The following is a 20,044-nucleotide window of genomic DNA, read 5'->3' as shown; positions in this document are numbered from 1 at the left end:
CATTTTTTTTGTTTCATTTTTTGCTATTGCTTTATTTTTAACATAATATTACAAAATATACCTCTGTTATTTAGCAGATAAATTACTATTCTTCTTTTTTGTTGTCATTTTCTCAAATTTTTAGAAAATATTAACAAGATTTAAAAAATGCCCTTTGTTTAATTGTCTATTTTGGCACGCAAATTTATAGTTAGGTCTAATTTGTGTATTTCTTGAAATTCTTTAAAAAACATATTGCGTTGTTCTTTTGCTTGCTATTTTTGGTAAGTCAGGCAAGCTATGTATTTCATACATATTTAGAGCCACATAATCATACCCACACAAATAATGCATTAGAATTTAGTACGGTAGATTTTACACCTTTGGCTGTAGAGACAGCAGAATTTAGTACCGCTATTTATGACTGTCTTTTATGTCATCAATTTAAGTTAACAAAAGTAATTATAGCTTATAAAAATAAGCTAAAAGTAAAAGAGCCTATTGCAACTCACTACTTAAAAATAGAATATGTAGAACCGTATACATTTTTCTATTTATTAAGCAACAGCTCTCTTAGAGCACCTCCTACTGTAAGTTTAGCAGCGTAATTTTTTTAAAAGAATTAATTAAGTGTCTTAGATACAATACATAGCTAGCATAGGTATGTGTTGTATCTAAACACCTAGTATTTATATATGCTATAGTATTCACTAAAGTAACTGCATTGCTATTTTCTTATCCCATTTTCTTGAAAAAACACACAAATAAAAATTATAAAACCAACAATATTCAAAATGATTAAAACAACTAATTTAACTAAGAAATACGGTGATTTTACCGCTTTAGATAATTTAAATATAGAAATAAAAGAAGGCGAAATTTTATGTCTGCTTGGTGCTAACGGAGCAGGAAAATCTACCACTATTAATTTACTACTTAACTTTATAACACCAACGTCTGGTAACGCTTTTATTAATGGTTTAGATGTGGTAAAAAATCCCAAAAAGACTAAGCCGTTTTTAACATACATACCAGAAAATCTAATGCTTTATCCTACACTAACAGCTATAGAGAATTTAGATTATTTTCTTGGGATAGGTGGTAAAAGTTTTTCAAAAGCAGAGCTAAAAAACTTTTTAGATGAGGCAGGTTTACAACAAGAAGCTTTTAATAAGCGTGTGCAGTTTTTTTCTAAGGGAATGAGGCAAAAAGTAGGTATTGCGCTAGCAATTGCAAAAGGCGCTAAAGTATTGTTGTTAGATGAACCAACCTCTGGCTTGGATCCTAAATCTAGTAATGAGTTTGGTGAATTGCTAAAAAGTATGAAAAATGCCAAAGTAGCTATACTTATGGCTACACACGACATTTTTAGAGCCAAGGAAATAGGTACGCATATTGGTATTATGAAACAAGGCGTTTTAAAGCATCATTTTTCTAATGATGAAATTACACTACAAGATCTAGAAAAAGTGTATTTAGAAACAATGACTTTAACTAACTAAGCTATATGATACGGTATATAATTAAAAAAGAACTAAAAGAAATTTTTAGAGACGGACGTTTTAAAATTTCTGCAGCAATAGTATTTTTATTGGCATTAGTGGCGTTTTTTGTCACTTTTAAACAGTATAAAAATACAGCAGCACAGTATAACGAAGCTAAAGTAAACGAGCGTAAAGTTTGGGAGTCACAAGGAGCTAAAAATCCGCATTCTGCTGCACATTATGGCAATTATGTTTTTAAACCAAAATCTCCTTTATCTTTAATAGACCAAGGTGTAGATAAATATACAGGTGTTTCTGTATTTTTAGAAGCACATAATAGAAACGAAGCTGCTTTTAGTGATGCAGCAGACCAAACAGCATTGTCTAGGTTTGGAGCATTAACACCAGATTTTATTCTGCTTTATATTATACCATTAATAATTATTTTAATTGGTTATAATATTTTTTCAAAAGAGGTTGAAGGGAATACTTTCTTTATTCTAAAAAGTCAAGGTGTGGTAGGCTGGAAATTGTTTGTTGGTAAATGGCTTGCAGCTCTAATACCTACTATGGTCATTGCAACCGTTTTATTTGCCGTAGCTGCTATTGCATTAACTAGCTTAAATGATTTTGGTTTGTTTGAGTGGAAAGAAATTTTTGCACTGTATTTTGTGTATTTACTTTACTATTTAATTTTTATTAATGTGGTATTATTTATATCATCAAAAGTAAAAAAATCTGGTATTGCGCTTGTAATTAACTTGGTATTTTGGGTTTTAGCTTGTTTTGTAGCGCCTAAAGTAGCTAGTAATTTGGCAGATGCTAAGTATCCCTATCCTTCTCACCAAGAGTTTAATGAGCAAATTGCGAATGAAAGCAAGCAAGGTTTAGACGGACATAATCCTTGGAATGAGGAATCGCAAAAGTTACGCCTACAAATACTAAAAGAGTATAAAGTAGATAGTGTACATAAATTGCCTTTTAATTTTAATGCATTTTTAATGCAAAAAGGAGAAGAATACCAAGCGCAGGTGTATGCTAAACATTATGGTCTTTTAAAAGAAAAAGCTAAAAAGCAAGGAGGAGTGTACAAATCTTTATCTTCTATATCACCTTTTTTACCAACTCGTTTTTTATCTATGGCAATTGCCAATACAGATTATGAGTCTCACTGGGCTTTTACAGAAGCAGCAGAAGAGTATAGAGTAGGTGTACAACGATTTTTAAATGGTACTACAGAAAAAAATGCGAAATATAACGAGCGTTATGTTGCACCAGCAGACACTTGGAGTAAGTTGGAAGAGTTTAGTTATGAGAGTCCAACTTTTACAGAAGTCTACAAGCAAAATACAGGTGTTTTTTCTGTGCTTGTAATTTGGTTTGTGCTTACAGCTGCACTATTATTTTTCACTAATAAAAAATATTAAAATGTTTAGATATAATTTTAAATATGAACTAAAGTCATTACTACGTAGTAGGTGGCTTTTACTATTATCATTACTACTTTTAATTGTAGTTTTATTTGCAGGCTATAATGGTAAAGAGAAAGTAAATGAACGCGTAAAACAGTTAGATAAAGTTGTTTTAGAGGCAAATACTAATGATGCTACAATGGCAAAAGTGTTAGACTCTATAGAAAAAGGATTGCAGGTAAGTATTAACCCAAGGAGAATGCCTAATGCTCCAATGAATGTTGCTTATAATTACCCTAGGGTAGCAGCAATACCGGCAGCACCTTTAACATTTATATCTACAGGACAAAGTGATCTTTTTACGCATTTTATAAAGCCAAGTGCGTATGGAGATAGTTTTAGTTTAGATTACTCTGAACTTGCAAATCCTATACAGTTGCTTTTTGGATCTTTTGATTTGTCTTTTGTAATTATTTACATTTTGCCCTTAATTATTATAGCGTTTAGTTACAATATTTTGTCTGAAGAAAAAGAGTATGGATCTTTAAAATTATTGGCGTCACAACCAATATCTATTTACCAATGGATATTGCAAAAAACAGCACTAAGGTTCTTTTGGTTAACCTTAATAACTATGGCTGTTATTACAATTACACTGTTAATTTTTGGGTATAATTTTAGTGCTAATTTTTTAGCGTTTTTACAGCTAGTGTCCTTAGTCTGTGCTTACATACTTTTTTGGTTTACCATTGTGCTGCTTGTTAATTTAGTAATAAATAACTCGGCTAAAAATGCAGTTAGTTTATTGGCAATATGGGTGTTTGTAATTTTAATTGTTCCGGCAGTAGTGGGGCAGTTGGCAAACTCGTTTTACCCAATACCATCTAGAACTAAAATGATTACAGAAGTGAGGGAGTTAAAAGAAGAATTATCTAGTAAACAAGATAAAATACTAGATAACTTTTTAAGAGACCATACTGAGTATGCATCAAAAGACGGGAATAACAATTATTCTTTTTGGCATAAATATATTGCATCTCAAGAGCTCGTAGAAGAGGAATTAAAGCCTTTAATAAGCTCTTATGAAGATCAGCTAACAAAACAGCAAGACTGGGTTAGATTGTGGCAGTATAGTTCACCAGCAATACTTATGCAGCAAAGTTTTAATAATTTAGCGCATACCTCTACAAGTCACTATCAAAGTTACAGAAATCAGGTTTTTAAATTTTCTAAAGAGTGGCGTAACTTTTTTAAACCTATGTTGTACGGAAATAAGAATTTTACAACTAAAGATTATAAAGAGCTTCCTAGTTTTAAATACAAGGCTCCTAAAAATAACTTAGTTTTATTTAAGGTGATAGTATTGCTTGTTTTTTCTGTGATATTTATTTTAATTGGTAGGCAAGTATATATCAATAAAATAAAAAAAGGAACAGTAATTTCATAACAAGTTACAATATTGCTTTTATAAAAATAGGTGTGTATTTTAATGCATACCTATTTTTTTTGTTTAAAAAGGAGTAGAGCTACTCGCGTTTCACAATCATATAATAATCATTATCTAAGGGTAAATACCCAAGGTCATACACAAAAAAGTAAGTAGTTCCTTTTTTGGTGGTGTAATTGCTAGTTATAAACTCAAAGTCAAAACCTTTATCTATTAGCCTGGTACGTGTAGTTTTAGTTTTGCCCTCGGTTAAAGTAAAACTATCTAAAATTCGGTAGTTTTTACGCAGCCTATTGTTTATGTTTCTAATTAGGTTTTTACTGTCTTTGTTAATTTTGTTATTGTAGGCATTACGGCAATAGTCTTCACAGAATTTTTTATCTGCTCTGCCAACAAGTTTTTTTCCGCATTCTAGGCAAGTAGTCTCCAAATTTAAAAGTAACTTTTTAATGTTTTTATGCTTAACAAGTTACAAATAAAACTGTTATGTTAAATTTAGCTAATGCTAATTTTATATTTTGTGAGTAAGCCAAACAAACTGTCTTTAGAAAACTTAGCCCCTTTAATTGCATTATCTTCTGGGTCTATACTAAAGTTATAGGCGGTGGTAAAGTCGGTTTTAAGTAATATAGTGTTGCTAAAAGCAGTGTTTTTTAAGTTACAATTATCAAAAACGGACTCTGTTAATGTTGCTTTAGAAAAATCTGCCTGTTCTAAATTACAGTTTTTAAAAAGCATTTTTTTTATAATTAGCTGATAAAAAGATGCTAGTTGTAAATTACAATCATTAAAAGTAAAAGACAATAAAAACGGATTACAGCTAGTAAACTGTACACCTAGTAACTTGCAATTGTTAAATGTAACGGTGTTAAAAGAAGTGTTTTTAGTTTTTGCGTTGGTAAAGTTACACTCTGTAAATGTACATTCTATAAAATTAACATCAGACAGGTAGGCTTCCGTAAAATTACAGTCTACAAAAGTACAGTTATCATACTCTGCAAGAGCCAGCCTGTTTGTTTTGTAGTCTTCCTTAGTAAAGGTTTTGTCAATAACAAGTGCATTCATAGGTTTTGGTTGTTATTATGTATAGTTTCAACTTTGTTTTTAAAGAGTTCTTTGTCTTTATCAGATATTCTATTTAAAGATGAGTTTATTCCTCCTTTAAGCATTTTGTATTTATCTAAAGTAAAATTTAACTTTATAATGGTTATAAAAAGTACTTTTTTAGTTTCTACACTTTTTATATCAGAGATAGGAATTGTCTTTTTATTAAGAATGGTTGTTGTTTTTCTTATCCAGATAGTGTAGTCAGTAAAGTATACATTGTTATTGTTAATTGTACATATTATTTTATTTTGTTTAAACTGATTGTAAATCATTAGCACTAAATAAATTGAAATTATTACAGGAGAAAGTAATATTACAGACATAAATACCAAGAAAAATATAGATTTTGCATCAGTTATAGTTTTGCCGTCAAAAAAACTCAAAAACATAGTTACTGACAGTGTAGATAGCCCTATAAAAATAAGAAGAAGAACAGTTAACACAAGTATTAATATAGCTTTTTCTTTTTTAGACTGATAAAAAACAGATGCGTTTTCTGACTTCATATATTGTTACTCACTTTTTAAAACTATTGCCATTGTAAGTGTACTAAAACGAAGAATTTTTAGGAATACTTTTGCTCTTGTTGCTTTAGTCTTTTTTATATTTTTTATGCTCTATTTTCTTTTTTTCTAAAATTGCATAAAATTTTCGGGGAGATATTTTTAGGTCTTTTGTAATTTCACTTACTTTTTTCTTTCGTTTTTTATACAGTTTTAAATTATCGTTTACTTTTTTATTAAAGTAATATTTTTCTAATTTTTCAACTATTTGTAATTCAGTTAAATTAGAATCCTTTGCGTAGTTATCAATTTCTAATTTAATTTTGTTAAGTTTTTCACTCATATTTATGTGTGTTAACGTATTTATATAGTTTAAGCACTAAAGTTAACAAATAAATAATATGCAAAAAATCCGCAAGTCCCTACGCTTCGGGATTCTAAAGGAGGGGAGCACTAGTAATTAATTACATACGGTATTAGCAAACGTTATTCGCTAAATGTTCCATCTCCATTCCATTTTAAAATTTTTGTAGGTGTATCAAAGAATGGTCCAGAATCACTTTCTGATTTTTGATTTTCATATTTGATTTCTATATTTTTTCCTTTTCTGGGTAATGAAAAAGTAAGTGAAGGATGAAGAGATTCGTATTCTAAAATTTGTTTACGAGTCATTTTAGAATAAAAATCAGTAATTATTAACCTTTTTGTTACCTCTAAATTTGGATAATACTCTTTGAATATAGGTTTGTCTGAAATTTTTAGGTCATTATCATAGATAAAAAATTTAAAATCACTTTGACCATAACTATATGTTCTTGTATTTCCACCATAAGTAGAGATAGCAATCAGTTTTTTATTTTCAAAATTCCAGTAACACATTTCAAATCTAATTTCTGTATTAATATTGGAATCGAAAGAAGTCTTTATTGATAAATAACCATTTTTTTTATCAATAAAGATATTTTGATTCATCTCACCATCCGATATTTTTTTATTTTTCACTAAAGATTTTCGTTCTTGTTTGCCTATAATTGTATATTCTTCAGGTAACATATAAAATAGGTCTACTATATTTTGGCTATACGAACAAAAACTACATAATAGAAATAATGTAAGTATGTTTAATCTTCTTTTTTTCATTTTTTTAATATTTGCTAACCTATTCGTATATGGTTAGTAGAGAGGTTAAGCGCCTAATGTAGGACATGAATACAATGGAATATTTTAAAAAGAATTAGAGCTTTCCTTAGATACGTTTTCATGAAGTTCTTTTAGTAATTTATAAACTAGTGTTTGATTCTTTTCTTTATACCTTCTTATCCAAAATGAATAAACAAAAAACACTCTGTTGCTTAATTTACTGCCTTGGTCTTTTTTAGGAGAGTAATTTTCATCAGACAAAATACCTTTAACCTCTTCGCTAGCAAAATCATTAATTGTATTCTCAATTTCTTCATATACATCCCAATAGTTATCTGCGTCTGGGTCTTGAGAATACATTTTATTGGTTAAGTCGTTTTTGTACCTAATAGATTCATTATTTTCTATTTCAGTATAAGCAGTTAATAAGGCTTTTACTATTGACGACGCACCTGAGTCTTTGTATAAATTGTTGTTTTTAAATAATAAATAAAGTACTTGTTTTTCCTTAGGTGTTATAAGTTTCTCTAAGTTCTCTGGACTCCTATCTATACTGCTCCAGATATGATTTACAACAGAAAACTGATCTAGGGTGGGGTTTACTTTTCCAAGAATTTTTCTATTTACCAACGCTTGACTGCTCCATATACTTGTCATAATATTTATATTATCAAGGTCATGAGATTTAAAAGCAAATTTTATAAAGTTTTTGGTATTTATAATTGGAGTAGATTCATCAGTAAAACTAATTAGAGTTTCTGCATTAATTTGGTTTTCTAAAGTTAAAATTTCAGCGCTACTATTTTCAATTTTATGGTTCGATTTGTCTAAATCCCCAGATATAACATTAATAATAGAGTCTTTAGCTGTTAATTGTCTTTGTAAATTATTAATTTGAAGTTGTTGTTCTTCAGTTTTATTATTGCAAGAGTATAAAGCAAATAAAAGAACTATTAAATATAGTCTTAATATGTGTTTTCTAAAATTCATATTTTTAGCTTTTAAATTGTTCTAACTTTTATTAATTACTGTGTTTTAATTAGGATTGTCGTCTGTTAAATAACCATTAAAAACATAACCTTCAGTAGCATATGTACTGTTTGTATTTAATTTTATACACACCCAGTTTCCAGTAATGTATTCATTTATATCCTCATTATAAATTGTTAATTCTTTATTTGTTCTTCGGATAACGTTAACAGTTTCTCCGTAACTTAATGTATGAATTACTTTTCCTTTTTTTCCAGGTTGATCTCTACAATAAAGACCTTTTTTTGCTGATACGTATTTCCAATGGTTTGTTCTTGTAAAGTTGAACTTGATATCGTTGGTTGATATATAATCAAGATTTAATGAATTTTTAAGATAAATAACTATTCCTCTACTGCTAATAGTATCTGATAGTTTTCCGTAAGCATCAGAAGAGTATTTTTCAATTATAATACCATCACCTCTATTAGAGTAAAAGGTTTTGCTTTGGGAAGGTATTATGTATTTGCTTGTAGAAGTTAAAGAATCTGTAGCTATTAGTTCTTTTCCATTATTTCTTAAGAATAAAATTTTTGACTTATAAAATGAATTGTCTGAGTTATTTTTAAACCCCCAAAACACTAGCGCATCTAAAAAATTATCATGACCAAAATCAAATGTAACTATATGCTTGCTCATAATAGATACTCCTTTTGAAGATATTATGTCTAAATCTACAGTGTTTTTTGTTGCTGTTTTGGCCGCACTAATTATAGAAGCTTCATCGTTTGCTAATATTTTTTTTTCATTACTACTTTGGTCTTTCTGTGGGCTAATGGCTTTTTTACAAGAAAAACAAGCAAATAAGAACACTAGGCTTAATATGTGAGTACTCTTAATCATAACTGTAATCTTTTCAAATTTTTAATAGTCTAAATATTAAGATTATTTAATACTAAAGTAACCACCAATATATATTCGTGGTTTTTCAATTTATATTCGGTGTTAAAAAATTAACTGATAGTAGAGTGAGGGAGTAGGTCTGAGGTTAGTATTGTTTGTAGGTTTTGTAAGTAAATGTTATTTTATTTTAAATTGGTCTGAAATCCACTTTTTAAGTAATTCAATCTTAGGGTTTTTCGCGATATAAAATTTTTCATTGATATTAATTATTATTTTATCCTCGTTTGGATTAAAAATTATTTTAAAATAATTTGAATCTTCATTTTTTCCTTTTATAAAATAAATAATGTAAATATTAGAACTTTCATTTAAAACATAACCTTTTTCAGTTTGATATTTTAACTCTTTGAGATTTTCAACAAATTTTGGAGCTCTTTTTTCTTTATAATAAGAGCTAGAAATTAAAGTTTTAAATTTATCGGTTATTATAATGTTAGCTTGTGTAGATTCATTTTCCTTAAAATAGGAATTAAAATAATTATTTAAACTGAAATCCTTTTTAAGATAGTTATTGATTATTGTAATATCTTTTATTTTGGAATCATATTCTATACACTTTGAGGAATTCCATGTATTACAATCTTTATCCAAATAAGTTTCATATGATAATTCTATAATATGCCCAGCTTTAAAGTAATCTGAATATTTTGGACTAAACTTATATCTAATAGTACTAGATTTTTTTGTCATTTTAATTGAGTCACTTGTAATAGATTTACTTACGTTTTTAATTATAACAAGACTATCTGTATTTATTTTATATATTTCTTTGTAATGCTCAATACTGTCAAGTTTTTGTTTTAAGTTTTTTATTTTTTTATTTTGAAATTGAGAATACTTTTTGACATTTCTGTAGTCGTTTGAAAATATGTATTTAGTAATTAAATGTGTGCTAATTTTTTCCTGACTGAATATGTTTTGAAAGACTAGAATTAGTATTGAAATTAGAAACGTTTTTTTTAGAGTCATTTTATAATTTTTGCTAACGGTTTTGTGTATGAACAGTACGGGTTTGTATGCAAGGAATTTCTGAAGGAAATTTAGACGTTACAAAATTGCACTAACCTTTGATTAAGCACTAAATTACGCATTGTTTTATCCGATTTTGGTAACTGAACTTTGTGTTTATCTTGTTTCTATCAATTCATTGTTTTTAATAAAAACTTCTTTTAGATTATTTATCCTAAAGGGGATATTTAGTATTGTGTCTTTTTTATTAATTATTAAGGATGATATTTTTAAAATTCCTCCCTTATTTTTTAAGTATTTTTTTATTCTATTAATATTTCCAGGAATTAACGGAATGTCCATACTAAATGAAATATTCATTGAGTGTTTAGGCAAAATATGATAGGATTGTTTAAACGATTTAATATAGTCTCTTTTGTAAGGAGTTAATTCAAATAAGGTATCATTTATAGCAAGAAAATCATTATTTGCTTCATTATTGTAATATTCAAAACTATTTTTGTTTCCTATGATAATGGTACTATCACTATTATTTTTTATTTTAATGTTAAAGGCAATATTACTTAATAAATGCGTCTTAACTTGCTGAACATATTTCTGTGTGTATTCATAATATATCAATTCATTACTTTTTATCTCTATGCTGTTTTTATTTGATTTACACCCAAGAATGAGTATTAATAGAACAAAAGCGTATTTATACATTATAATTATTTTTTTTCGATAACGGTTTGGAAACTTGGCACCCAAAACAAAGTCTTCCCTGTGAGTCTCTCATATCTATTGAACATTTCATTTTTTTTGGCTAGAACTTAAATAAGGTTTACTTTGATATTTTGCCTTTATAGCGTTTGTTAAATATCTTCTAAAGTTTTTCTCTGTTATGTGTTTTAAGCCGTCACTGGTTTCGTATGTGTATACCCTTTTTCAATATACTTTAGAAAATCACTGTCCGGTTTTCTGATTCTTATACTGTCTTTTTTAACCTTTAGATATTCTTCAATTATATTTTGTCCATTGGTTTTTAAAAATGAAAATTCTTACAGAAACATAAGTATTGATTTTATTCCAATTTTCATCATTTAGTTCTTTTTGGTTACTATACTTAGAATTAAGCGCAACGTGTATGTATATGGTTAGTGGTGTGTTTAAGCACTCAATTTAGTAAATAATTACCAGCCAAAAGAGTCCGCAAGTACTTTGGTAAGTAGACTAAACCTAGCAATAAATTATATAATTTGTTGTGGTACGTTTTTTATTTCTATATTATTTCCTATTCTATTTTTTATAAATTCAGATATTTCTTGATAATCAGATTCAATTAAATTCATAAAATTCACATTATATTTCTTTTGGTTTCTGTCCGCTATTATTATGTCACTTGCTTTTAATTCAATACTTTCAATATTATCAATTCCGATAGTGTGTTTATTATTTCCATTCGCGAAACTTAATTTATCATTTTTATATTCAATTATTCCAGTCGGAACAAACAGAAACCCGGTTATTAAATATAGAATTCCAGTGATAAGTATTGAGTATGAAAGAATTTTTTCAGATTCAATATTTTTTAAACCAAAGTAGCTGGCAACAATTAAAATAGTTCCGAAAATAAAAGGGAATATTCGGTTGTAATCATCGTTGTTTGTTCTTATTCTTAAGATGTTCGTTTTTTTTCCGTTTCTGTATTTTAGTCTTTCTATTATATCCCAAATAATGAATGGAATCCAAATCAGAAATACAATATTTTTTAATGGTTTCAAGAATTCAATTCTGTCAATAAATGTCATTAAAAAGACTATCCCAATTATCAGAATGTAGGTGAAATATGGACTTCGCTTCTTCATTTCTCAAATGTGCTATAACGGTTTTGTGTATGAAACGTAGCGTGCAAAAAGACACTAATTTTTCGGATAAACACAGAACCGAATTTTTATATTTTGTTTTTAATTTTTCTATTCTAAAAGCCAAATTTAAAAATTTGGCGTTCTTTGTAAATAAGTTTTAACCTTTCGGTTTAGCACTTACTAGCTATGTTTTATAAACCTTGTTAGCAATTTTTTTCTATTGTAGAAAAGTATGAGGTTGTAAGGTGTTTTAATATTCTCAATAATGAATATATTGTTGTAAAAAGTTTATCTGCGATTGTGGTTATTCAGTAATTACAAAATCATTTAATTGATTTAAAAGTTCATATACTACCTCTTTATTTCCCTCGGAGTTTCTTCTAAACCAAAAAGAGTGAGAATAAGGTAAAATGTCACCACAACAAAATGTATGTCCTTTACCATTGTCAAATTCTAAAAGGCTTTGCACTTCATCACTTGCTACAGCCCAAATGTCATAATTAGGTTTTGCTATAGAATCATAAATTTCACCATTTACATTTTGTCGTTCTATGTCTTCATAAGATAATATAAGTGTTTTGAGAAATTTATCTAAGTCAGAGGTTTTATACCAATCACTACTTTTAATTGTTTTAAATATCTGTTTTTTTTCTTCTGGCGAGAGTAAGTTTTTTAAAAATTCAGGATCTCTTCTCATCGTTTTGAAAATATGAGTAAAAGCCTTTTCTTTGGTATAAGTTTTAAATCCAAAATTATAATTACTAATATCAAACGAAGCATCTCTAAGTAATAAATCTCTATTAGAAGCAATAGAACGATATGTGTCTTCGTCTTTTGTTAATCGATTGAAAATAAATTCAAAAAGAGTTATTTTATTGGGGAAATAGTCTGAAAATTGCCCAGATAACATAGATAAATACTCATTTTTTTCTTCAAGAATAATTCTTTTCTTTTCTCTTTCTTTTAGTACACTTACCAATGAGTCATTAGTAAGCGTTTGTTTGTGTAACTTGTTTATTAAATTATCTTTCTCAGTCTTATCTTGATTACAAGAAAAAAATAAAATGATTAAAAATAAGATTATTATGTTTATTGATTTCATTTTTAATTTTTTACAACGGACTTGTGTATGGAACGTAGCGTGCAAAAAGGCACTAACTTTTCGGTTAAACACAGAGCCGAATTTTTATATTTTGTTTTTAATTTTTCTCTTTTTAAAAGCCAAATTGAAAATTTGGCGGACTTAGTAAGTATACACAAAATTTTCGGTATATCACTTATTAGCTATGTTTTATACACGTTTTTTTATCCGTTTGTTCCAAATAAATTTTGAACGATTGGTTCGAGAGCACTACCTATTAAATATCCAATTATTGACATAATTAACAGTAGCCAAGGTGTTTCCCTTATTATTGCAATAATTCCATTAAATGTCAATCCGTAAATATGCTTTTTCTTTGCATTTACCTTTAATTCTTGGTTCTCAACCCGATGTATTATGCTTTCAATTATATCGACTTTTCGTAAAGTAGACATATGTAATTTCAAATATTCTTTGTTATCAAACGCATCAGCTTCTTCTTTTCCAGTCATTGCATTAACAGTCGAAATATTATTTCTATTTGCTAAATTTAGTAACCTTCCACTAGGTTTATTTTTTTCATAACCATAAGTGTAAATTCGACCTAGGATTCGTGGGAAATCGTATTTAAAATCATCTGGAATTTGAAAAGTAGTTCCTTTTAAGATTTTGATTCTATTGTTAATTGCTTCAAATCCATAGTTTGAGTCGCGCATATTCCAATGTATCCACTTATGTGTTCCATTTTGAGAAACGAAAGAAGAGAAATCATTTAGCATTTCTTTTTCTAAATCATCATATTCAGAATCTGTCAAATTGTTGAAGTCAAGTCCTGTAATTTGTGCCTGGAGATGAATTGAAAAAGATTTAGTTTGAGCAGTCCTTAAATTCATCACGCAAATTGATGTTACTCTAGGTGTTCTTCCGTGATTCGTAACAAAAGATTCGCAAGAGTAATGTATTACATTACACTTTACTTTTTCTTTAAGCAACTCGTTCAGTAGTTCGAGTCCTTCTTTTCTTTCTCTTAGTCTTGATGAATTAAAAAATTTCAATTAGTTGGTTTTAATGTGTGGTAACGTTTAGCTATGCGTAGTGCGGGATTAAAAGGAACTGATTTTCCGAACTAGCACTTAGCCAAAGTTTATGTTTTGTGTTTATTTTTTCTAAAATACTAAATTTAAATCTTTGGCGACAAACCAAATACAAAACGACCTTACGATTAAGCCAAAACCCGCATTACGTATAGGTACTGTTATGCAAAGTTTATTTCCACTCTTTCTTTTTACAATACTTCAGAATCATATCCTCAATACTGCTCCAACCAGTACCCGCGCTAAGGGTTAAATCAAATTTTGAAGGAACCTCAATAAGTGTTATTTCTTTACACTCCTCAATTGACATTGGAGAAAAAGCACCTCCGGGTTCATTATGATTAAAAAAATCACCTTGAAGAGCATTACAATTTTGACAATGATTTGCCCAATATTTTCCATCGATTGTTTTTGAATATCCATATTTGTAAAAGGGAAATCTTTCTTGTATCAAATCAATAATTTCTTTGTCTATATATTCTGGTATACTAAAAAAGGTGAAGTAATCCTGTTTCAACCATTCTTTAGTCATATTATCGTCATCATCTTCATTTATGTAATCAAACTCATAAAAATTATTAGAAGCTAATGCAACTACATCTGTTATTTCATTACATTTCCAGCAACCTCGCTTATTAAGAGCTATATGAAATGGTTTTTTTGCAATAATTGAGAATTTTTCATTGTCAATCCACTGTATAAAATCATTATAGTTTTTATGCTTTGGTACATACCAAGTTTTAGAATCCGTATCCCAAAAAGCTCCTTTGGATTTAGCTTCTTCTTTTTCGCTATATGAAACATTGATTTTTAAAGGCATTGATTTTAATTTTGCATAACTAGTTAATAAACGCAATTTATTGCGTTTATTCGGCCATATTGGTGGTATAAACGCACGTTTTGCATTTTGGGCTACTATTTTTCTTACAATATAAAAACATTTTTTGTACTATAATTACAGAAATACGTATTTGTCTAATTTCTAATTTTTATTAAACAAATCTATAACCAAAAAAAAGCCTCTAAAAAGAGGCTTCTTTATATTACTTATTATTCTCTATTGTGGGTTATTCGTTTAGGTTCATAATTTTTAAATTGTTCTTACAACGCATTACTCTTCAACAAACAAATAATTTAATTTTAGGTTGTTAAAGGCAGTATTAAAAGCAGTAATTTCATCATCTAACACCTTGTTAAAAGCAGTTAGTTGTGTGTTTATTTTTGCTGTTAGTTCATTTTTAACAGCAATATCTTGGTCTGTTGGCGGAAAATCGTCCAAACCAATTAAACTATTTATGTGCGCTAATTTGTTGGTGAGTTTTATAGGAAAATTAAGTGGATCTTGGTTACTTCTGTTTTTTGTTTGGTACAGCTTTTTCTCTATATTTTCTAACTTTTCTCGCATTGCCTTGGCTTTTTTTACCAGTTCTTTTGTTACTTCAGTATCTTTGTATTGTTTTTCAAAAGCAGCAAGTTGTGCCGTAATTTTGCGCATTTTTTTAATAGAAGTATGTGCTTTATTTACCGTTTCATTTACTTCAGTTATAAAATTGTATTGTTTTTGCATATCTGCAACACTAGCTTCTGCTCTTGGGTCTGGCACAATAGTAAAATCTTTGCTTTGTGTAGCGCCATTAACCACTAATTGTACGTTGTAATCTCCAGGTACTGCTTTTGGCCCGTTAAAACTAGCCCACCAAAATATCATTCCTTTTAATTTTTCTGCACCTTTACCACGAGTATCCCAAACAAATGTATTGCCACCTTCTTTAACTTTTAGTTTTTTGTTTTTTTCTTTGGCTTTGTTGCTATACGTAGCTAAAGTATCTCCTTTTTTATTAAAGTAGATAAGCTTAACACTGTCTTTTTCTTCTACTTTATTTAAGTAAAAATGTGTAATTACACCGTTTGGATGGTTGCTTCCGGCTAATTTAGAAGATCTGCTACTGCTACCACCTTTTGTTCTATAAGTATCTTTTGGTTTGTATAATATTGATGTTGCATTTTTTGCATTTTCATTTAATTGATGCAATACAGACAAATCATCTAAAATCCATAAACTTCTACCTTGTGTAGCAACAATTAAATTGTTGTTTTTAATTGTTAAATCTGTTATTGGTACAATTGGTAGGTTTAACTGAAAAGGTTTCCAACTGCCGCCATCATTAAAAGAAATATACATTCCTGTTTCTGTACCAGCGTACAATAATCCTTTTTGTTTAGGATCTTCGCGCACCACACGTGTAAAATGCTCATTATTTATACCGTTGGTAATTTTTGTCCAAGTTTGTCCATAATCTGTAGTTTTGTATAGGTAAGGTGCAAAGTCGCCCAACTTATATTTTGTAGCAGCTACATAACAGGTACCTTCATTAAAAGCAGAAGGTTCTATACTGTTTACCATAGACCATTCGGGCATATTTTTAGGTGTAACATTCTCCCAAGTTTCACCTCCGTTTTTAGATACGTGTATTAAACCATCATCACTACCAACCCAAAGCAAACCTTCTTTAAGCGGACTCTCATTAGCTGCAAAAATAGTACAGTAGTATTCTACACTTGTATTGTCTTGTGTAATTGGTCCGCCACTAGAAACTAGCTTATCAGCATCATTACGAGTTAAATCATCACTTAATAATTTCCAAGACTGACCTTCATTTTCTGTAACGTGTACGTGGTTAGAGAAGGTGTATAGTTTTTTAGGGTTGTGTCTGCTAAATAGTATAGGAAAGTTCCATTGAAAACGATATTTCATACCATCTGCACCATAACCCATTGGGTTGTCTGGCCATACATTTATAGCTCTTGTAGTACCTGTTTTATGGTTTTTTCTAGTTAAAAATCCGCCATAACTACCACCATAAACAATATCATTATTTGTTGGGTCTACCGCAATATGTGCAGACTCGCCACCAGCGGTTTCCTCCCAGTCGTTATCACTAATAGAACGCCCGTCACTTCTGTGGTTTATACGTATAGTAGAATTGTCTTGCTGGGCAGCATAAATTCTGTACGGAAAAGCATTATCTGTAGTTACTCTGTAAAACTGTGCAGTAGGTTGGTTGCTGTATGTGCTCCAAGTAGCGCCACCATCATAAGTAATTTGCGCACCACCATCATCACCAATAATCATTCTCTTTGGGTTTTCTGGAGCTATCCATAAATCATGATGGTCTCCGTGTGGTGCATTAAAAGTGCTAAATGTTTTACCGCCATTTGTAGATTTGTGGTATTGTACATTTAGTACATAAACAGTGTTTACATCTTCTGTGTCTGCATACAAACGCGTATAATACCAAGCACGTTGGCGTAATTTACGCTCAGCATTTACCTGAGTCCATTTTTTGCCACCATCATCACTACGGTACAGGCCACCTTTATTTTTGTTTTCTACAATTGCCCATACACGTTCTGAGTTTTTAGGTGAAACAGTAACACCAATAATACCTAATGTGTCTTTTGGAAAACCTTCGTTTTTAGAGATCTCTGTCCAGCTTTCTCCGCTATCTGTACTTTTCCATAAAGCAGAACCATCTCCGCCACTGCTTAAGCTATATGGTGTTCTTTTTGCACGCCACGTAGATGCGTACAAAACACGTGGGTTATTAGGATCTAGCGTTAAATCTACTGCGCCTGCATTGCTATTAACAAATAGGGTTTTGCGCCAAGTTTTACCGCCATCTGTACTTTTGTAAACACCACGTTCTTCTGTAGGTTTGTATATGTTACCTAAAACTGCTGCGTAAACAATGTTAGGGTCTTTAGGGTGAATTTTTATACGTGGTATATGCCTACTTTTACTTAAGCCAGCAGAGCTCCAAGTTTTACCGCCGTCTTCGGTTTTCCAAACACCATAACCTGAAGATACATTACCGCGTAATGTTTTTTCGCCACCACCTACGTAAATAATATTAGGATCACTTTGTGCAACTTCTATAGCGCCAATACTACCACCAAAAAATCCGTCAGAGATATTGCCCCAGCTTCTGCCACCATCTTCGGTTTTCCAAACACCACCACCTGTGGCACCAAAATAAAATAAGTTTGGTTTATTTGGTACACCAGTTACAGCTGCAGATCTGCCACCTCTAAAAGGGCCAATTAAACGGTATTGCATACTGCTATATATGGCTTCTGGGTACTGGTCTGTTGTAGATTTTTGTTTTCTTTTTTGAGCAAAAGAAATCTGAGAAATGCATAAAAGCAGCAACAAAAACGTGCTGTTTTTTAAGTGATTGAGTTTCATAATATTCTTGGTTGTAATTAGTCTTTCTAAAAATAGGTAAAAACTACAAGCCAAGGAAATTAAATAAGGAAGTGGTTTATGCGTTTGGGTTTTTACTTCTAATGCGTTTGTACAGTTTTATACCTAGCATTAAAAGTATAGCTAAGATAAAAATGCCAAGTACACCGTAAATCCAATTAATAGCGTTCCTGACAATTACTAAAAACACTACAGAAAATAAAATAAGCGTAGAGGCTTCATTCCAAATACGCATAAATTTAGAGGTGTATTTTACTTGGTCTTGTTGTAACTGGTTTACTATCTGGTGATTTTTTAAGTGGTATAAAATCAATAAAAAAACAAACCCAAGTTTTACGTGCATCCAAGGTAGTTGTAAAAACGAAGGGTTAATTATAAGTAGTAATACAGCAAATAACACAGCTAAAATTGCAGATGGCCAGGTAATAATGTACCACAAGCGCTTAGTCATTAATTTAAACTGTGTTGTAAGTATTTCTTTTTCTGGAGAGGGTTTGTCTGTAGCTTCAATATGGTAAATAAACAACCTAGGTATATAAAATAAACCAGCAAACCACGTAATTACAAAAATTAAGTGAAGCGATTTTATATACAGGTAATACTCATCCATTAGTGCAATAGTTTATTTAGCTAGGTAAGCTACCATCTTTTTCCCAATTGTTTACCCAGTCTGCCATAACAGAAACCCAGTTTTCATCTGTGTTTAAACAAGGTATGTGTTTGTATTCTACACCACCAGCTTCTGTAAATTGCTCTTTACCTTCCATAGCAATTTCTTCTAAAGTCTCTAAACAATCTGCAACAAAGGCAGGTGTTATTACAGCCAAGTTCTTTTTGCCTTCTTTAGGAAAACGTTCAAACTCAAAATCTGTGTATGGTTTTAACCAAGGGTCGTTTGGCAAACGAGATTGGAAAGAAACACTTATTTTATCTTCTGGTATACCTAAAAGGGCGGTAACTCTTTTTGTAGTCTCATAACATTGGTGACGGTAACACGTATTGTGTGCAACAGAGTTTGTGCTACAACAAGAGCCATCTATTTTGCAATGAAATTTAGTTGGGTCAGATTTTTTTATGTGACGTTCTGGAATACCGTGGTAAGAGAACAATATATGATCGTAATTAAAACCTTCTAAGTTTTTAGCAATACTATCAGATAGTACTTTTAAATAGGCTTCATTTTTATAAAAAGCCTGTAGTGTAGTAATTTTCATTTCAGGAAAATGCTGCTCTTTTTCTTCCATAGTCTTAACTACAACGGTTTCAAAAGAAGACATAGCATATTGCGGATACAAAGGAACTAGTAATACCTCGTCTACACCTTTGCTTTTAAGCTCTTGTAATCCGTTTTTAATAGTCATACTACCATAACGCATACCCAAAGCAACAGGCATTTTTGTTTGTTCTTTTACTTTAGCAGTAAAACGTTCTGAGATTACAACAAGAGGAGATCCTTCTTCCCACCAGATTTTTTTGTAAGCTTCTGCAGATTTTTTAGGTCTAGTGCGTAAAATAATACCACGTACAATAATATTACGCAACCAATTAGGTACATCTATAACTCTTTCATCCATTAAAAACTCATCTAAATACGGTTTAACATCTTTAGCAGTTGGACTATCTGGTGACCCTAAATTTACTAATAAAACTCCTTTCACAATTGTATCTCTTTAGAAATGCAAAAATAGGGCTTGTAACTCAACTTTAACACATTTGACTATAATTTATACTTATTCTTTAATAACTAGAATCGTTTTTAAAAGTTTAGTATCTTCATAATGTAAT

The 20,044-nt window shown here is 30.0% G+C and carries 20 protein-coding genes; 4 read left to right on the top strand and 16 right to left on the bottom strand.

Annotated features, from left to right (window positions below):
- Positions 1 to 212 precede the first annotated feature (212 nt).
- From AX016_RS03105 to AX016_RS03090, 4 genes are all read left to right on the top strand, one after another.
- Positions 213 to 587, top strand: coding sequence for a hypothetical protein (locus tag AX016_RS03105; protein WP_157811072.1), 375 nt, complete (start codon positions 213 to 215; stop codon positions 585 to 587).
- Positions 588 to 773: 186 nt separating this feature from the next.
- Entirely contained in the window at positions 774 to 1,481 is a 708-nt protein-coding gene (locus tag AX016_RS03100) for an ABC transporter ATP-binding protein (protein WP_100894219.1), read from the top strand.
- A gap of 5 nt (positions 1,482 to 1,486) precedes the next feature.
- The gene (locus tag AX016_RS03095; protein ID WP_100894218.1) at positions 1,487 to 2,890 is read left to right on the top strand and encodes a DUF3526 domain-containing protein; all 1,404 of its coding nucleotides are present in this window, start codon (positions 1,487 to 1,489) and stop codon (positions 2,888 to 2,890) included.
- A gap of 1 nt (position 2,891) precedes the next feature.
- Positions 2,892 to 4,322 carry a DUF3526 domain-containing protein gene (locus AX016_RS03090; RefSeq protein ID WP_100894217.1) on the top strand — a complete coding sequence of 477 codons (1,431 nt, stop codon included), beginning with the start codon at positions 2,892 to 2,894 and terminating at the stop codon, positions 4,320 to 4,322.
- Between the two features lie 79 nt (positions 4,323 to 4,401).
- Here AX016_RS03090 and AX016_RS03085 read toward each other — a convergent pair whose 3' ends face one another.
- From AX016_RS03085 to hemH, 16 genes are all read right to left on the bottom strand, one after another.
- Positions 4,402 to 4,752, bottom strand: coding sequence for a hypothetical protein (locus tag AX016_RS03085; protein ID WP_100894216.1), 351 nt, complete (start codon positions 4,750 to 4,752; stop codon positions 4,402 to 4,404).
- A gap of 65 nt (positions 4,753 to 4,817) precedes the next feature.
- The gene (locus AX016_RS03080; RefSeq protein WP_100894215.1) at positions 4,818 to 5,387 is read right to left on the bottom strand and encodes a pentapeptide repeat-containing protein; all 570 of its coding nucleotides are present in this window, start codon (positions 5,385 to 5,387) and stop codon (positions 4,818 to 4,820) included.
- On the bottom strand, positions 5,384 to 5,935 hold the full coding sequence (locus tag AX016_RS03075; protein WP_100894214.1) for a hypothetical protein: 552 nt from the start codon (positions 5,933 to 5,935) through the stop codon (positions 5,384 to 5,386). The genes AX016_RS03080 and AX016_RS03075 overlap by 4 nt, the downstream gene beginning before the upstream one ends.
- A gap of 85 nt (positions 5,936 to 6,020) precedes the next feature.
- Positions 6,021 to 6,275: a hypothetical protein gene (locus AX016_RS03070; protein WP_100894213.1), complete on the bottom strand. Its 255-nt coding sequence runs from the start codon at positions 6,273 to 6,275 to the stop codon at positions 6,021 to 6,023.
- A gap of 143 nt (positions 6,276 to 6,418) precedes the next feature.
- Positions 6,419 to 7,072 carry a hypothetical protein gene (locus AX016_RS03065; RefSeq protein ID WP_157811071.1) on the bottom strand — a complete coding sequence of 218 codons (654 nt, stop codon included), beginning with the start codon at positions 7,070 to 7,072 and terminating at the stop codon, positions 6,419 to 6,421.
- Between the two features lie 84 nt (positions 7,073 to 7,156).
- Positions 7,157 to 8,062 (bottom strand): hypothetical protein, encoded by a 906-nt coding sequence (locus tag AX016_RS03060; protein WP_100894211.1) that lies wholly within the window; start codon positions 8,060 to 8,062, stop codon positions 7,157 to 7,159.
- Positions 8,063 to 8,107: 45 nt separating this feature from the next.
- Positions 8,108 to 8,944, bottom strand: coding sequence for an SH3 domain-containing protein (locus AX016_RS03055; RefSeq protein ID WP_100894210.1), 837 nt, complete (start codon positions 8,942 to 8,944; stop codon positions 8,108 to 8,110).
- A 177-nt stretch (positions 8,945 to 9,121) separates the two neighbouring features.
- Positions 9,122 to 9,973, bottom strand: a complete 852-nt coding sequence (locus AX016_RS03050; protein WP_100894209.1) for a hypothetical protein — start codon at positions 9,971 to 9,973, stop codon at positions 9,122 to 9,124.
- 156 nt (positions 9,974 to 10,129) lie between these two features.
- The gene (locus AX016_RS03045; protein ID WP_157811070.1) at positions 10,130 to 10,678 is read right to left on the bottom strand and encodes a hypothetical protein; all 549 of its coding nucleotides are present in this window, start codon (positions 10,676 to 10,678) and stop codon (positions 10,130 to 10,132) included.
- Between the two features lie 524 nt (positions 10,679 to 11,202).
- Positions 11,203 to 11,820, bottom strand: coding sequence for a hypothetical protein (locus AX016_RS03040; protein ID WP_157811069.1), 618 nt, complete (start codon positions 11,818 to 11,820; stop codon positions 11,203 to 11,205).
- A gap of 304 nt (positions 11,821 to 12,124) precedes the next feature.
- Positions 12,125 to 12,922 (bottom strand): hypothetical protein, encoded by a 798-nt coding sequence (locus AX016_RS03035; protein ID WP_100894206.1) that lies wholly within the window; start codon positions 12,920 to 12,922, stop codon positions 12,125 to 12,127.
- A 203-nt stretch (positions 12,923 to 13,125) separates the two neighbouring features.
- Positions 13,126 to 13,956, bottom strand: a complete 831-nt coding sequence (locus AX016_RS03025) for a hypothetical protein (protein WP_157811068.1) — start codon at positions 13,954 to 13,956, stop codon at positions 13,126 to 13,128.
- A gap of 211 nt (positions 13,957 to 14,167) precedes the next feature.
- Complete coding sequence (locus tag AX016_RS03020) at positions 14,168 to 14,815, bottom strand: DUF5710 domain-containing protein (RefSeq protein ID WP_100894203.1); 648 nt, start codon at positions 14,813 to 14,815, stop codon at positions 14,168 to 14,170.
- Between the two features lie 291 nt (positions 14,816 to 15,106).
- Entirely contained in the window at positions 15,107 to 18,241 is a 3,135-nt protein-coding gene (locus AX016_RS03015) for a VPS10 domain-containing protein (RefSeq protein WP_100894202.1), read from the bottom strand.
- Between the two features lie 76 nt (positions 18,242 to 18,317).
- Positions 18,318 to 18,869, bottom strand: a complete 552-nt coding sequence (locus tag AX016_RS03010; RefSeq protein ID WP_100894201.1) for a CopD family protein — start codon at positions 18,867 to 18,869, stop codon at positions 18,318 to 18,320.
- 16 nt (positions 18,870 to 18,885) lie between these two features.
- A complete protein-coding gene (hemH, locus tag AX016_RS03005) occupies positions 18,886 to 19,917 on the bottom strand; it encodes a ferrochelatase (RefSeq protein WP_100894200.1) in 1,032 nt (343 codons plus the stop codon).
- Between the last annotated feature and the right edge of the window lie 127 nt (positions 19,918 to 20,044).

This window comes from Cellulophaga sp. RHA19 (assembly GCF_002813425.1).
Taxonomy (GTDB): domain Bacteria; phylum Bacteroidota; class Bacteroidia; order Flavobacteriales; family Flavobacteriaceae; genus Cellulophaga.
This window is presented reverse-complemented; position numbering and strand designations above follow the sequence as displayed.

Excerpts from the sequence above, each read along its gene's own strand:
- AX016_RS03020 (WP_100894203.1), bottom strand. The coding sequence starts at position 14,815 with ATGCCTTTAAAAATCAATGTTTCATATAGCGAAAAAGAAGAAGCTAAA.
- AX016_RS03095 (WP_100894218.1), top strand. The coding sequence starts at position 1,487 with ATGATACGGTATATAATTAAAAAAGAACTAAAAGAAATTTTTAGAGAC.
- AX016_RS03065 (WP_157811071.1), bottom strand. The coding sequence starts at position 7,072 with ATGAAAAAAAGAAGATTAAACATACTTACATTATTTCTATTATGTAGT.
- AX016_RS03040 (WP_157811069.1), bottom strand. The coding sequence starts at position 11,820 with ATGAAGAAGCGAAGTCCATATTTCACCTACATTCTGATAATTGGGATA.
- AX016_RS03010 (WP_100894201.1), bottom strand. The coding sequence starts at position 18,869 with ATGGATGAGTATTACCTGTATATAAAATCGCTTCACTTAATTTTTGTA.
- AX016_RS03080 (WP_100894215.1), bottom strand. The coding sequence starts at position 5,387 with ATGAATGCACTTGTTATTGACAAAACCTTTACTAAGGAAGACTACAAA.
- AX016_RS03015 (WP_100894202.1), bottom strand. The coding sequence starts at position 18,241 with ATGAAACTCAATCACTTAAAAAACAGCACGTTTTTGTTGCTGCTTTTA.
- AX016_RS03070 (WP_100894213.1), bottom strand. The coding sequence starts at position 6,275 with ATGAGTGAAAAACTTAACAAAATTAAATTAGAAATTGATAACTACGCA.
- AX016_RS03090 (WP_100894217.1), top strand. The coding sequence starts at position 2,892 with ATGTTTAGATATAATTTTAAATATGAACTAAAGTCATTACTACGTAGT.
- AX016_RS03100 (WP_100894219.1), top strand. The coding sequence starts at position 774 with ATGATTAAAACAACTAATTTAACTAAGAAATACGGTGATTTTACCGCT.
- AX016_RS03055 (WP_100894210.1), bottom strand. The coding sequence starts at position 8,944 with ATGATTAAGAGTACTCACATATTAAGCCTAGTGTTCTTATTTGCTTGT.
- AX016_RS03075 (WP_100894214.1), bottom strand. The coding sequence starts at position 5,935 with ATGAAGTCAGAAAACGCATCTGTTTTTTATCAGTCTAAAAAAGAAAAA.
- AX016_RS03035 (WP_100894206.1), bottom strand. The coding sequence starts at position 12,922 with ATGAAATCAATAAACATAATAATCTTATTTTTAATCATTTTATTTTTT.
- AX016_RS03060 (WP_100894211.1), bottom strand. The coding sequence starts at position 8,062 with ATGAATTTTAGAAAACACATATTAAGACTATATTTAATAGTTCTTTTA.
- AX016_RS03050 (WP_100894209.1), bottom strand. The coding sequence starts at position 9,973 with ATGACTCTAAAAAAAACGTTTCTAATTTCAATACTAATTCTAGTCTTT.
- AX016_RS03045 (WP_157811070.1), bottom strand. The coding sequence starts at position 10,678 with ATGTATAAATACGCTTTTGTTCTATTAATACTCATTCTTGGGTGTAAA.